The following is a 12,679-nucleotide window of genomic DNA, read 5'->3' on the forward strand; positions in this document are numbered from 1 at the left end:
GTTGGGCTCAGCGCTTCAGGCTCTTGCAGGGGTCTTCACGGTCGGCGCGCGGGGTCTCCACGATTTCGTCATAGCGGCCGCTGCCGGGCTGCCCGGTTTCCAGATAGCCCACCGCCCGGATGCGCTGCGGCGCGATGCCCGCGGCCTGCAGGTAGAGCGGCACGCCCAGCCTGCGGTCCACATGGCCGTTGCCGGCGATGAGCACGACGCGCTCGGCCCCCGCCGCGCGCGCCGCGAGCAGTGCCTGCGCCAGCGACGCATCGCGGGCGCGCTGGGCACGCGCCATGGGCTCGTGCATCGCCGCCGGCAGCGCGCCGCAATGGCCTTCGTCGATGGCCTCGACCTGCGCCTGCTGCTGCGCGTCGCTCCACGGCGTACGCCGGGCGAGCGCCAGCAACTCGGGCGGCCAGGCGGTGTCGCCTTCACGCATGATCCGGCGCAGCGACTCCCGCTCAAGGTTGCCGCCCTGCACGCGCGCACCGCCCGCGAGGCTGGCCTCGAACAGCGGCTGGTGCAGCGGCCATTGCCAGCCACGGCGGTCGAACTGCCCGGCGTCGACCAGCGCCTGCAGGTCGCGCGGTGCCGCCCGCTGCTGCGCATCGAGGGCGGCATTGCGGGACGCCGGCAACTGCTCGAACACGACCGTGGTCGGCTTGCCGTCGGCCAGCAGCGCCGCCAGGCGCTGAGCGCGCAGGCGGTGCTGATCGGCGTTGTCATGCACCTCGCCGAGCAGCAGGAAGTCCGGCCCGGCGGCGGGCGGCGTGGGCGCGTTCGCGCAACCGGCGAGCGAGATCGCCAGGGCGGCCATCCAGGCGTGCCGCCTTTTAATACAAATGGGAATCATTCTCATTACAATAACACCCCATCCCTTCCACATCAGCGCCGCCGCCCGATGCCCATGACGACCACCGCCGCCCGGCACCGCGCCTGACACGATGCCACGCCACTTCAGCGCTCCGTCAGGCCACATCGACGACATCCACGCATCCGGCCTCAAGGCCACCACGCCGCGCATCAAGATCCTGCGCATCTTCCAGCAGCGCGGGCAGCGTCACTGGAGCGCCGAAGAGGTGTACCACGCGCTGATGGCCGAGGGTGCCGACATCGGTCTGGCCACGGTCTACCGCGTGCTGATGCAGTTCGAGCAGGCGGGCCTGCTGTCACGCCGGCATTTCGAGACGGGCAAGTCGGTGTTCGAGCTCAACGAGGGCGACCACCACGACCACCTTGTCTGCCTGCGCTGCGGCCGCGTGGAGGAGTTCTGCGACCCGCAGATCGAGGCGCGCCAGGAACTCATCGCCGAGGAACGGGGCTTCCGGCTGCAGGCCCATGCGCTGGCGCTGTACGGCTTGTGCCCGGGCTGTGCAGGCGCTGCCAAGCGATGAGGGCTCTGCCTGGCGATGCCGGACGCACCCATGAAAACGCCCGCCGAGCGCAAGGCTTCGGCAGGCGTGTGGCGCGTCAAGCGCGCTGCGGGCGGCTGAGGCGCCGCCGGGCCGGGGCCGATCAGCGACCGATGTTCAGCGGTGCCATCGACATGCAGGCGCGCGACTGGCTGGCGATGCGGCGCTCCAGGTCCACGTGATCGACGGCATCGGCCAGGTAGCGCTCGTCGGTTTCCGTCTGGGTTTCCAGCGTCAGCACGTTGCGCAGGGAGGAGAACAGGTTGTGGATCAGTTCCATTTGGGGTTCAAGGCTTGTGGCCGGTTGGCATTCTAGGGTAAACCCTATTTTAGGGTAAACACTAGAAATTGCAACGGGCTCGGGCCCTGAAACCTCACACCGCTTCCAACGCCAGCCCGGCCCGTGTCCAAGCCTCGATGCCGCCGCGCAGCACGCGGGCGTGGCGGCCCTGCTGCTTCAGCCACCGGGCAGCGCGCACGGCCGAGGCGTCGTCGGGGCAGGCGCAATAGGTGATGAACTCGGCCGACACCGGCCAGCCGGCCAGTGCGTCGCCGCCCGGCCGGCTCAGCAGGCCCAGGTCCAGGTGGCGCGCGCCGGGGATGCGGCTTGCGAGCGGCATGTCGGGCGACGTGGCGCGCACGTCGACGAAGACGACGCCGCTGCGCCCGTCCACCAGCGCCGCCGCGTCGGCCGGCGCCACGCGCTCGAACAGCCGCAGTTCGCGCTTGACGACGGCACGCCGCCACAGCCGCCAGCCGAGGTAGGCCAGCACCGCCAACGCCGCCAGCATGAGGGCCAGGCTGCCCAGCTTGCCGAGCGCCCGCAGCAACGCGTCGATCTGCTCATGGAAGACGCGGCCGATGGCGATGGCCGTACCCGCCCACAGCGCCGAGCCAAGCAGGTTCCAGCCCAGGAAACGGCGCACCGGCATGCCCAAAGCGCCGGCCAGGGGCGGCGCCAGGATGGACAGGCCCGGCACGAACTTGGCGATCACCAGCGTCAGCACGCCGCGCCGCACGAAGCTGGCCTCGTTCTGGCGCACGCAGGTGTCTGGCGAGATGGAGATGACGCACAGCGCCGCCAGCACCCGCCGCCCCAGGCGCCGGCCGGCCCAGAACCACAGCCCGTTGGCCACCGTGGCCGCCAGCGTCGCCGCAACGAAGGCGCGCACCGCGAAGCCGTCGCGCACGGCCGACTCCACGCCCGCCAGCAACAGCACCGGCGTGGACGGCAGCGGCGCGCCCAACTGCTCCAGCAGCACGGCCAGCGCCACGGCGACGACGCCGTGGCGCGAGAAGAGGTCGGTCAGCAGGTCCATGTCAGCGCCCCAGCATAGCCCTGCGCCGGGCTCCGCCATCACCCATTCCTCGTGATGTAGTTGATTACATTACGCACCATGACCGCCGATCTCTGGAGCCAGTTCGACGCCGCGCCGCTGGCGCTGACGCTGCGCGTGGCCGTGTTCGCGACCGCGCTGGCGCTGGTGCTCGGCGTGGCGCTGGGCTGGGTGTTCGCGCGCACCCGCCTGCCCGGCCGCGGCGTGCTGGAGGCCGTCTGCATGCTGCCGCTGGTGCTGCCGCCCACGGTGCTGGGCTACGGCATCCTGGTGCTGATGGGCCGGCGCAGCGCCCTGGGCGGCTGGCTGCGCGAGCACTTCGACTACACCGTCATCTTCAACTGGCACGGCGCGGTCATCGCGTCGGCGCTGGTCGCGCTGCCGCTGGTGCTCAAGGGTGCCAGCAGCGCCTTCGCGCAGGTGGACCGCCACCTGGAGGCCGCCTCACGCACGCTGCGCCAGTCGCGCTGGAGCACCTTCGTGCGCGTGACGCTGCCGCTGGCCTGGCCCGGGATCCTGGCCGGCACGCTGCTGGCCTTCGCCCGGGCCATGGGCGAGTTCGGCGCCTCGCTGATGGTGGCCGGCTCCATCCCGGGCCAGACGCAGACCGCGTCCATGGCCATCTACGACGCCGTGCAGGCCGGCCGCGACGACCTCGCGCTGATGCTGGCCCTCGTCATCTCGGCCGTCTCGGTCGCCATCCTCGTCCTGTCCAACCGCTACCTGCAACGCTCGCCCCCCTGATGAAACGCCTGCTCCTCGCCCTGTCCCTCGCCTTGCCGCTGCTCGCGTCCGCCCAGCAGCTCACCGTGTCGGCCGCCGCCAGCCTGACGGATGCCTTCAAGGAACTCGCCCCCAAATTCGAGGCCACCCAACCCGGCGTGACGCTGCGCTTCAACTTCGCCGCGTCCGGCGTGCTGCTGCAGCAGATCGCCCAGGGCGCACCGGTGGACGTGTTCGCCAGCGCCGACCAGGAGACGATGAACCGCGGCGCGGACCAGAAACTCATCGCCGCCGACACCCGGCGCGACTTCGCCGCCAACTCGCTGGTGCTGATCACGCCCGTCCAAGGGTCGCCCGCCATCGCAGCGCTGGCCGACCTTGGCAAGCCCGACGTCAAGCGCATCGCGGTCGGCAAGGTGGCCTCCGTGCCGGTCGGCCGCTACACGCAGCAGGCGCTGGAAGGCGCGCAGCTGTGGGCCGGCCTGCAACCCAAGCTGGTCTTCGCCGACAACGTGCGTCAGGTGCTGGACTACGTGTCACGCGGCGAGGCCGAAGCCGGCTTCGTCTACCGCACCGACGCCGAGCTGCTGAAGGACAAGGTGCGCATCGCGATGACCGTGGGCGGCCACGCGCCGGTGACCTACCCGGCCGCCGTCGTCGCCGACAGCAGGCAGGCCGCGCTGGCCAGGGACTTCGTCGCCTTCCTCGGCGGCGCCGAGGCGCAGGCCATCCTGGCGAAGTACGGCTTCGGAAAACCTTGATCGACGTTCGCCTGCAACTGTCGGTCGCCGACACCCGCCGCCGCTTCGACCTGGACATCGCCTTCGCGACCGACGCACCCTTCGTGGCGCTGTACGGTCCGTCGGGCGCCGGCAAGTCGCTGACGCTGCAGGCCATGGCGGGGCTGCTGCCCGTGCGCGCCGGCCACGTGCGCCTGAACGGCCGTGCGCTGCTGGACACCACGGCGGGCGTCTGCCTGCCGCCCGAGGCGCGCGGCGTGGGCTACCTGTTCCAGGACTACGCCCTCTTCCCGCACCTCAGCGTGCGCGACAACATCGCCTTCGGCCTGACAAGCTGGCGCAGGCGCCTGAAGGCGGACGACGCGGCCCGCGTGGACGAGCTGATCGAGTCCTTCGGCCTGGCGGCGATGGCGCGCAGCCGGCCGGCCACGCTGTCCGGCGGCCAGCAGCAGCGCGTGGCGCTGGCGCGGGCGCTGGCCTGCAACCCGCAGGTGCTGCTGCTGGACGAGCCCTTCGCCGCGCTGCACCCCATGCTGCGCGAGCAGCTGCGCGACGAGCTGCGCGCGGTGCGGGCGCGCTGGGGCATCCCGGCCATCATGATCACGCATGACCTCGACGACGTGGCCGCCCTCGCCCACCGCGCCTACCTCGTCGACGGCGGGCGTGTCACGCGCGAGGTGGACCTGGACGGCGGCCGGGGTCGTGCGCTGTTGGACGCCGCGCCGGTCGACCCGGAGCTCGACCAGCGCCGCGCGCTGCTGAAAACCCAACTGGCATGAATCCCATGAAGACGCTGTTCGCCCTCTTCATCGCCCTGCTCTGCACGGCCGCCCAGGCGCAGTTGCAGGTGCAGCGGCTGGACGGCACCACCGCCGCGCTGGACGCCGCCCGGCTCGCCGCGCTGCCGCACGAACCGGTGAAGGCCGAGGCGCACGGCCACAAGGTGGACGTGAGCGGCATCGACCTGCGCGACGTGCTGCGCGCGGCCGGCGTCGAGCCGCCGCAGCAGGTCCGCGGCGCGGCGCTGCGTCAGGTGCTGCTGGCAAGCGCGAAGGACGGCTACGTCGCCGCGTTCTCCTGGGCCGAGCTGGACCCGGCGCTGGGCGGACGACGCGTTTTCGTCGTCACCGAAGGTCTGACACCCGATGAAGGCCCGCTGCGCCTCGTCGTGCCGGCGGACGCGCGGCCCGCACGTTGGGTGCGACAGTTGCAAGCCCTCCGCCTGATCTCGCCGCCTTGAGCTCCAAGCCCACACGCCGCCCGAGCGACCACCCGCTGCTGCACGCCGAGCTGCACCTGGCCGGCCGGCTCGACGATCGCTTCTTCGACCTGCTGGCGGCGCTGGCGCTGACCGGCTCGCTGCAGAAGGCGGCGCGCGCCGCCGGCTACAGCTACAAGGGCGCCTGGCTGGTGCTGGATGCGGCCGGCGCACTGACGCACGCGCCGCTGGTCGATACCGCCACCGGCGGCCACGGCGGCGGCGGCACGCGGCTGACGCAAGAGGGTCAGGCCTTGCTGGCCGCCTGGCGGGGCCTGCAACTGCGCCTGGACCGCTTCCTGACCGACCAGGAAGCCTGGCTGAACGACCAACCGGGCCTCGCCGCCCTGCTGAAAAGGATGAGCATGAAAACCAGCGCCCGCAACCAGTTCGTCGGCCAGATCGCCGACGTGCACGAAGGCCCGGCCACGACGACCGTGCGGCTGGCACTGGCCGGCGGCCAGCAGATCACCGCATCACTGACCACGCAGGCCGCGCAGGACCTGGGCGTCAAGACCGGCCAGGAGGCGCTCGCGCTGGTGAAGAGCAGCGAGGTGGTGCTGGTGACCGACTTCGGCGGCTACAAGCTGTCGGCCCGCAACCAGTTGGCCGGCACCGTGTCGCGCGTGTCACCGGGCGCGGTGTCGACGCTGGTGGGCGTCACGCTGCCGGGCGGCACGGTGGTGACCGCCAGCGTCACCCACGACGCGGCGGATGCGCTGGGGCTGGCGGTCGGCCAGCACGCCACAGCGGTGTTCAAGGCCTATGCGGTGATGCTGGCCGTCCGCGGCTAGCACGGCCAGGACGCGCCTGACGCCTCAACCGACAGCGGTCGCCCGCGTCGTCTGCACCTGCACGTCACCCACGCCCTCGAACACGTGACGTGACTGCTGGCCGATGCGGATGTCGTGCACGCCGGTGATCATGCCGGTCGAGATGACGTCGCCGGCCCGCAGGATCTCGCCCTGCTGCGCGCGCTTGTTCAAGGTGAACGCCAGCGCGCCCAGCGGGCCGGGCTTGATGGCGACCTGGCCGCGGCCGACGGACTGGCCGTCGATGAAGGTCTCGACGGCGATGGTCTCCAGCTCGCGCCAGTTCACGATCTCCGGGCCGACGACGACGCCCCAGTTGTTGCCGAAGTCGGAAATGATGGCGCCGGGGCCGATGTCGTTCAGCGTCGCCAGCGGGCTGCTCGCCACCTCGACGCCGATGTGCATGGACTGCACGAGCGAGGCGGCAGTCTCGGCCGTCCAGTCCGCCTTGCCCGCCGGCGCATCCGCCGCCACGACGATGACGACCTCCGCCTCCACCGCAGCGAAACCGCCGTCGAAGACCGGGCATTGCGCAAGGCCGCCCGGCCCGACGTGATGCACGTTGCGGGCGAACGCCGGCCCGATCATGCGTTCCTCGGGGAACTGCGCTGCGAACGCGGGGGCTACGCGCGCGACCTTCCATCCCTTGACGGCATCGGGCCAGCGGGCGATCGCGGCGGCCTGCACGGCGTAGGCCGCGGCCAGCGTCGCGGGTGGCGTGCCCGGAAATGTGCCGAGCGCGCGGCCGGCAGCGCGCGCGTTGGTGAAGGCTTCGGCGATGAGTTCTGGATCGGTGGGGTCCGGGGTGTCGTGTGCGGCTGTCAAGGCTGTTCCTGTGCGCCGACCGGCGCCTGATGCGAGCGGGCCGCAATGTACCGCGAAGCGCCGCGGTTCAGGTCACGTTCATGCCGGCGGCGATCCCCCGCAACGCCTGCGCCGGATATCGCATATGAAAATAAGAAAACTGTTGTTCCTCGAATAAGGAACTTTGGGCACTCTCGCGGCTTTCGTGACAAACAGAAACGCCGCGACATGCCCTCCTTCCTGTCTTCCCGCCGCGCTGCCCTGGCGCTGATCGCCTCGGCCGCCGCCCTGCCCGCGTTCGCGGCCGACCCCGCGCTGCTGAACGTCTCCTATGACGTGGCGCGCGAGCTCTACAAGCAGATCAACCCGGCCTTCGTCGCCGCGCAGAAGGCCAAGGGCCAGGCCGTCTCGGTCAACCAGAGCCATGGCGGCTCCAGCAAGCAGATCGGCGCCGTCATCGGCGGCCTGGAGGCCGACGTCGTGACGATGAACCAGGCCACGGACGTGGACCAGCTCGCCGAGAAGGGCTTCACGCCGGCCGACTGGCGCACCCGCTTCCCCAACGGCGCGGCACCCTACTCGTCGACCATGCTGTTCCTGGTGCGCAAGGGCAACCCCAAGGGCATCAAGGACTGGAGCGACCTGGCCCGCCCCGGCGTGCAGGTCATCATCCCCAACCCCAAGGTGACCGGCAACGGCCGCTACGGCTACCTGGCCGCCTGGGGCAGCGTCATCGCCACCGGCGGCAGCGAGGCCCAGGCCAAGGAGCTGGTGACCAAGATCTTCACCAACGTGCCGGTGCTGGACGGCGGCGGCCGCGGCGCCACCACCACGTTCACGCAACGGGGCATCGGCGACGTGCTGGTCACGTTCGAGGGCGAGGTCGAGCTGATCGAGAACGAGTTCGGCAAGGGCCAGTTCGAACAGGTCACGCCCAGCATCTCCATCGAGACCGAGGCGCCCGTGGCCCTCGTCGACAAGGTCGCTGCCAAGCACGGCACGACCGCGCTGGCCAAGGCCTACCTGGACTTCCACTGGAGCCCGGAAGGCCAGGAGATCATCGCGAAGAACAACTTCCGCCCGCGCGACCCGGCCATCTTCAAGAAGCATGCGCAGCGCTTCGCCACGCTGAAGCTGTTCACCGTCGACCAGACGCTGGGCGGCTGGGCCAAGGTCAGCAAGACGCACTTCGCAGACGGCGGCACCTACGATCAAGTCATGGCTGGTATCAAACGCTGATGTCGAGTTCCGCAGGGACCAACCCGGCCACGCTGGCGGCTGCCGCGCCCACCGCAACACCGGGCAGCGCGCGGCCGGGCAAGCCCTTCATCCGGCGTCGCGTGCTGCCCGGCTTCGCGCCCACGATGGGCTTCACGCTGTTTTACCTTTCGCTGCTGGTGCTGATCCCGCTGGCCGCGGTGTTCCTCAAGTCGGCCGACCATGGTTTCGAGGCCTTCTGGGCCGCCGCCACGTCGCCGCGCGTCATCGCGTCGTACAAGCTCAGCTTCGGCGCCTCGCTGCTGGCCGCCAGCATCAACCTCGTGTTCGGGCTGATGCTGGCCTGGTGCCTGGTGCGCTACGACTTCCCCGGCCGCAAGCTGGTGGACGCGCTGATCGACCTGCCGTTCGCGCTGCCCACCGCCGTGGCCGGCATCGCGTTGACCGCGCTGTACGCGCCCAACGGCTGGATCGGTTCGCTGTTCGCCCCCGGCGGCCTGCTCGCGCCGCTGTTCGGCCCCGAAGGCACGCGCATCGCCTTCACGCCGCTGGGCGTGCTGCTGGCACTCATCTTCATCGGCCTGCCGTTCATCGTGCGCACGGTGCAACCGGTGCTGGAAGACATGGAGACGGAGCTGGAGGAAGCCGCCGCATCACTCGGCGCGCAGCGCTGGACGACCTTCCGCTTCGTCGTGCTGCCCACGCTGCTGCCGGCACTGCTGACCGGCTTCGCGCTGGCGTTCGCGCGGGCCGTGGGCGAATACGGCTCGGTCATCTTCATCGCCGGCAACATCCCGCTGGTCAGCGAGATCACGCCGCTGATGATCATCTCCAAGCTGGAACAGTACGACTACGTCGGCGCCACCGCCATCGCCGTCGTCATGCTGGTGTTCAGCTTCGTGCTGCTGCTGGCCATCAACCTGCTGCAGGCGTGGAGCTCGAAGCGGGGAGCCCGATGACGAGCCCCTCGTCCAACGCGTACGTTGGCCGGTCCCCCGAGGGGACGGCGATGCTCGCGGCGTCGAGCCGCGAGCACATCGCCGGCGCGGGCCGGCTTGGGAGCGGCCCGGCGCTCGGCCCGCAGACCCCAATGCGGGATAAAGAACTGACATGAGCACTGCACTCTCCGTCTCGCGCAACCGCCCCGACTACCAGGCCAACCCCGCCACGCGCGAGTCGCCCTGGGTGCGGCGCCTGCTGCTCACGCTGGCGCTGACGTTCTTCGCGCTGTTCCTGCTGCTGCCGCTGGTCGCCGTCTTCACCGAGGCCCTGCGCAAGGGCTGGTCGGCCTACTTTGCGGCGCTGGCCGACGAGGAGACGTTCTCCGCCATCAAGCTGACGCTGCTGGCGGCGGCCTTCGCCGTGCCCTTGAACCTCGTGTTCGGCGTCTGCGCGGCCTGGGCCATCGCCAAGCACGACTTCCGCGGCAAGCAGATCCTCATCACCCTCATCGACCTGCCGTTCTCGGTGTCCCCGGTGGTCGCGGGCCTGATGTACGTGCTGCTGTTCGGCGCGCAGGGCTGGCTGGGGCCGTGGCTGCAGGCGCACGACATCCGCATCGTGTTCGCCGTGCCGGGCATCATCCTGGCCACGGTGTTCGTCACCTTCCCGTTCGTGGCGCGCGAGCTGATCCCGCTGATGCAGGCCCAGGGCCGCGACGAGGAAGAGGCCGCCACCGTGCTGGGCGCGGGCGGGCTGCAGACCTTCCTGCGCGTGACCCTGCCCAACATCAAGTGGGGGCTGCTGTACGGCGTCATCCTGTGCAATGCGCGGGCGATGGGGGAGTTCGGCGCGGTGTCGGTGGTGTCCGGCCATGTGCGCGGCCTCACCAACACGCTGCCGCTGCAGGTCGAGATCCTCTACAACGAGTACCAGTTCGCCGCCGCCTTCGCGGTGGCGTCCATCCTCGCGCTGCTGGCGCTGGTGACGCTGGTGCTCAAGCAGATCATCGAGTGGCGCGCGAGCCACTCGAGCAAGGACGAGAGATGAGCATCCAGGTCGAAAACATCCACAAGCAGTTCGGCAGCTTCACGGCGCTGGGCGACGTCAGCCTCGAATTCCCGACCGGCGAGCTGGTCGCGCTGCTGGGCCCCTCGGGCTGCGGCAAGACCACGCTGCTGCGCATCATTGCCGGCCTGGAGCAGGCCGACCGCGGCCGCGTGCTGCTGGACGGCCAGGACGCGTCGGGCACGCATGTGCGTGAACGCGAGGTCGGCTTCGTGTTCCAGCACTACGCGCTGTTCCGCCACATGACGGTGTTCGACAACGTCGCCTTCGGCCTGCGCGTGAAGCCGCGCAAGACCCGACCCAGCGAAGCCGTCATCAAGCAGCGCGTCACCGAGCTGCTGCAGCTCGTGCAGCTGGACTGGCTGGCGGACCGCTACCCGCCGCAGCTCTCCGGCGGCCAGCGCCAGCGCATCGCGCTGGCCCGGGCCCTGGCCGTGGAGCCGCGCGTGCTGCTGCTGGACGAACCCTTCGGCGCGCTGGATGCCAAGGTCCGCAAGGAACTGCGCCGCTGGCTGCGCCGGCTGCACGACGAACTGCACATCACCAGCATCTTCGTCACGCACGACCAGGACGAAGCGCTGGAAGTCGCCGACCGCATCGTGCTGATGGACCATGGCCGCGTGGAGCAGGTCGGTTCGCCGCAGGAGGTCTACGAGCGCCCGGCCACGCCCTTCGTGTACGGCTTCCTCGGCGCCGCCAACCGTTTCGTCGGCCATGCGCGCGGCGGTGTGCTGCACATCGGCGACCACCAGTTGCCCGGTGCCGGCCACAGCGTCGGCAGTGGCGAGGTGCAGGCCTACGCGCGCCCGCACGAGCTGCAAATCCTGGTCGACGAATCCGCCCCCGGCCTGGCGGCCACGGTGGAGCGCGTGCTGACCTTCGGCGCGAGCGCGCGTGTCGAGCTGATCGGGCCTGACGGCGCACCGCTGGAGGCCGAGCTGACACGCGACCAGGCCGAAGCGCTGCAACTGCGCGGCGGCCAGCGGGTCAAGCTCAGCGCGGCGCGGCTCAGCCTGTTCGAGGCCGGCGCGGGCATCTGACAGTCGCGCGCATGGCACGGGCTCCCGCGCCGCCCGCATAGACGCCCGCCGCATGCCCACCGACGTTTTCATTCGTTCTCCCGCGCGGTGCCGCTGAGCACACTGGGCGCATCCCCTTCAGGAGCCCCAGCATGACCATCACCGCCATCAACGTGCGCAACCAGTTCCGCGGCACGATCAAGGAAATCATCGAAGGCCCGGTCGTCTCCGAGGTCGACGTCATCACGGCCTCCGGCGCCGTCGTCACCTCGGTCATCACGACACGCTCGGTCAAGGACCTCGGCCTCGAAGTAGGCCGCGAGGTGGTGGCGCTGGTCAAGTCCACCGAAGTCTCGCTGGCCATCCTGTGAGGCCACGATGAGCTACAAGCCGCCGCGCATCCTCATCATCCCGGGCCTGCACGACAGCGGGCCGGCCCATTGGCAAACGTGGCTGCAGGGCCAGTACCGCGACGTCCGGCGCGTCACCCAGCGCGACGCGAGCCGCCCCGACCTGGAACGCTGGGCCGAGCGCATCCAGCGCACGCTGGAGGTAGCCGCGGTGTCGAATGAAGCCGGCGAGTGGCTGGCCGTCGCACACAGCTTCGGCTGCCTGGCGCTGGCCCGCCACCTGGCCGACCGGCCCGATTCGCCGATCCGCGAGGCGCTGTTCGTCGCCCCCGCGGAGCCCGACAAGTTCGGCCTCGCCGAGGCGCTGCCCCACCACCGGCTGCCGCGCCGCTCGCGCCTGATCGCCAGCATGAACGACCCGTGGATGAGCGCCGCCAGTGCCGCGCGCTGGGCGCACCGCTGGGGCGCCAGCTACAGCAACCTGGGCGCCGTGGGCCACATCAACGCCGAGGCCGGCTTCGGCCCCTTCCCGGTGGCCAAGAGCTGGATCGAGGCCGCCCGCGCGCGCGCCGCCGCCGAACAGCGGCCGCGCCACGCCGAGTTCCGCGAGTGGGCGTTCGCGGTCTAGCGTCGCTGCGCGACGCGACATGGCATTCAATCGATGGGAGCTGCGATCGCTCCGCTCCATCCAAACGCGCGACGGGCGGCTAACGACCCGTCGCCGTCCTTCCATTCACCGACTTCGGCGCCAGAAAGCAGTCGTCCAATGTTTTGATTCAGAGGACGCCGAAGGCCCACTCCGCAATGGTCGGTTACGCGTCTGATGCCGACGACGCTGGAGCGAGTCTCGCCTCCAAAAATAGGCGTGACGATTGCAAGACCTTTTGATCGCTTCCGCTGAGCTGAAGCGGGAATCGGCCTTCTTGATGCGAACTGCCAGGAAGCGGCCGTTCAACGTTCGACACGTGCAGCATGCGATCGGCGTAACCGGGCGACTGTCGCTCGATG

16 protein-coding genes are annotated in these 12,679 nt (G+C 70.4%); 12 read left to right on the forward strand and 4 right to left on the reverse strand.

The window, feature by feature from the left end; all coding sequences use genetic code 11:
• Window positions 1-7: 7 nt before the first annotated feature.
• Window positions 8-808, reverse strand: coding sequence for a ChaN family lipoprotein (locus ACO07H_RS15560; protein WP_422015711.1), 801 nt, complete (start codon window positions 806-808; stop codon window positions 8-10).
• A gap of 127 nt (window positions 809-935) precedes the next feature.
• Here ACO07H_RS15560 and fur point away from each other — a divergent pair, with 127 nt between their 5' ends.
• Complete coding sequence (gene fur, locus ACO07H_RS15565) at window positions 936-1,385, forward strand: ferric iron uptake transcriptional regulator (protein WP_422015713.1); 450 nt, start codon at window positions 936-938, stop codon at window positions 1,383-1,385.
• A gap of 121 nt (window positions 1,386-1,506) precedes the next feature.
• Here fur and ACO07H_RS15570 read toward each other — a convergent pair whose 3' ends face one another.
• Together ACO07H_RS15570 and ACO07H_RS15575 are read right to left on the reverse strand one after the other, a co-directional pair.
• Window positions 1,507-1,683: a DUF3563 family protein gene (locus ACO07H_RS15570; RefSeq protein WP_422015715.1), complete on the reverse strand. Its 177-nt coding sequence runs from the start codon at window positions 1,681-1,683 to the stop codon at window positions 1,507-1,509.
• Window positions 1,684-1,777: 94 nt separating this feature from the next.
• Window positions 1,778-2,722, reverse strand: a complete 945-nt coding sequence (locus tag ACO07H_RS15575) for a VTT domain-containing protein (RefSeq protein WP_422015717.1) — start codon at window positions 2,720-2,722, stop codon at window positions 1,778-1,780.
• A gap of 78 nt (window positions 2,723-2,800) precedes the next feature.
• On the opposite strand from ACO07H_RS15575, the gene modB reads away from it, so the two are divergent.
• The 5 genes from modB to ACO07H_RS15600 are packed head-to-tail and all read left to right on the forward strand — an operon-like array spanning window position 2,801 to window position 6,255.
• Window positions 2,801-3,484, forward strand: a complete 684-nt coding sequence (modB, locus tag ACO07H_RS15580) for a molybdate ABC transporter permease subunit (RefSeq protein WP_422015719.1) — start codon at window positions 2,801-2,803, stop codon at window positions 3,482-3,484.
• Complete coding sequence (modA, locus tag ACO07H_RS15585) at window positions 3,484-4,224, forward strand: molybdate ABC transporter substrate-binding protein (RefSeq protein WP_422015721.1); 741 nt, start codon at window positions 3,484-3,486, stop codon at window positions 4,222-4,224. The genes modB and modA overlap by 1 nt, the downstream gene beginning before the upstream one ends.
• Window positions 4,221-4,982 carry an ABC transporter ATP-binding protein gene (locus tag ACO07H_RS15590; RefSeq protein ID WP_422015723.1) on the forward strand — a complete coding sequence of 254 codons (762 nt, stop codon included), beginning with the start codon at window positions 4,221-4,223 and terminating at the stop codon, window positions 4,980-4,982. Before modA ends, ACO07H_RS15590 begins: the two co-directional genes overlap by 4 nt.
• Window positions 4,979-5,443, forward strand: coding sequence for a hypothetical protein (locus ACO07H_RS15595; protein WP_422015725.1), 465 nt, complete (start codon window positions 4,979-4,981; stop codon window positions 5,441-5,443). The genes ACO07H_RS15590 and ACO07H_RS15595 overlap by 4 nt, the downstream gene beginning before the upstream one ends.
• Window positions 5,440-6,255 (forward strand): TOBE domain-containing protein, encoded by an 816-nt coding sequence (locus tag ACO07H_RS15600; RefSeq protein WP_422015727.1) that lies wholly within the window; start codon window positions 5,440-5,442, stop codon window positions 6,253-6,255. The genes ACO07H_RS15595 and ACO07H_RS15600 overlap by 4 nt, the downstream gene beginning before the upstream one ends.
• Window positions 6,256-6,279: 24 nt before the next feature.
• Here ACO07H_RS15600 and ACO07H_RS15605 read toward each other — a convergent pair whose 3' ends face one another.
• Window positions 6,280-7,098, reverse strand: coding sequence for a fumarylacetoacetate hydrolase family protein (locus tag ACO07H_RS15605; RefSeq protein WP_422015729.1), 819 nt, complete (start codon window positions 7,096-7,098; stop codon window positions 6,280-6,282).
• Between the two features lie 207 nt (window positions 7,099-7,305).
• Here ACO07H_RS15605 and ACO07H_RS15610 point away from each other — a divergent pair, with 207 nt between their 5' ends.
• The 6 genes from ACO07H_RS15610 (at window position 7,306) to ACO07H_RS15635 (ending at window position 12,299) form a co-directional block, all read left to right on the forward strand.
• A complete protein-coding gene (locus ACO07H_RS15610; RefSeq protein WP_422015731.1) occupies window positions 7,306-8,316 on the forward strand; it encodes a sulfate ABC transporter substrate-binding protein in 1,011 nt (336 codons plus the stop codon).
• A complete protein-coding gene (cysT, locus tag ACO07H_RS15615) occupies window positions 8,316-9,254 on the forward strand; it encodes a sulfate ABC transporter permease subunit CysT (RefSeq protein ID WP_422015733.1) in 939 nt (312 codons plus the stop codon). Before ACO07H_RS15610 ends, cysT begins: the two co-directional genes overlap by 1 nt.
• 151 nt (window positions 9,255-9,405) lie before the next feature.
• Window positions 9,406-10,284, forward strand: a complete 879-nt coding sequence (gene cysW, locus ACO07H_RS15620; RefSeq protein WP_422015735.1) for a sulfate ABC transporter permease subunit CysW — start codon at window positions 9,406-9,408, stop codon at window positions 10,282-10,284.
• Window positions 10,281-11,342, forward strand: coding sequence for a sulfate/molybdate ABC transporter ATP-binding protein (locus ACO07H_RS15625; protein ID WP_422015737.1), 1,062 nt, complete (start codon window positions 10,281-10,283; stop codon window positions 11,340-11,342). Before cysW ends, ACO07H_RS15625 begins: the two co-directional genes overlap by 4 nt.
• A 131-nt stretch (window positions 11,343-11,473) precedes the next feature.
• Complete coding sequence (locus ACO07H_RS15630; RefSeq protein ID WP_422015739.1) at window positions 11,474-11,692, forward strand: TOBE domain-containing protein; 219 nt, start codon at window positions 11,474-11,476, stop codon at window positions 11,690-11,692.
• A 7-nt stretch (window positions 11,693-11,699) separates the two neighbouring features.
• A complete protein-coding gene (locus tag ACO07H_RS15635) occupies window positions 11,700-12,299 on the forward strand; it encodes an RBBP9/YdeN family alpha/beta hydrolase (RefSeq protein ID WP_422015741.1) in 600 nt (199 codons plus the stop codon).
• Window positions 12,300-12,679: the final 380 nt, after the last annotated feature.

It is taken from the genome of Roseateles sp., from assembly GCF_965229315.1.
Lineage (GTDB): Bacteria > Pseudomonadota > Gammaproteobacteria > Burkholderiales > Burkholderiaceae_C > Pelomonas.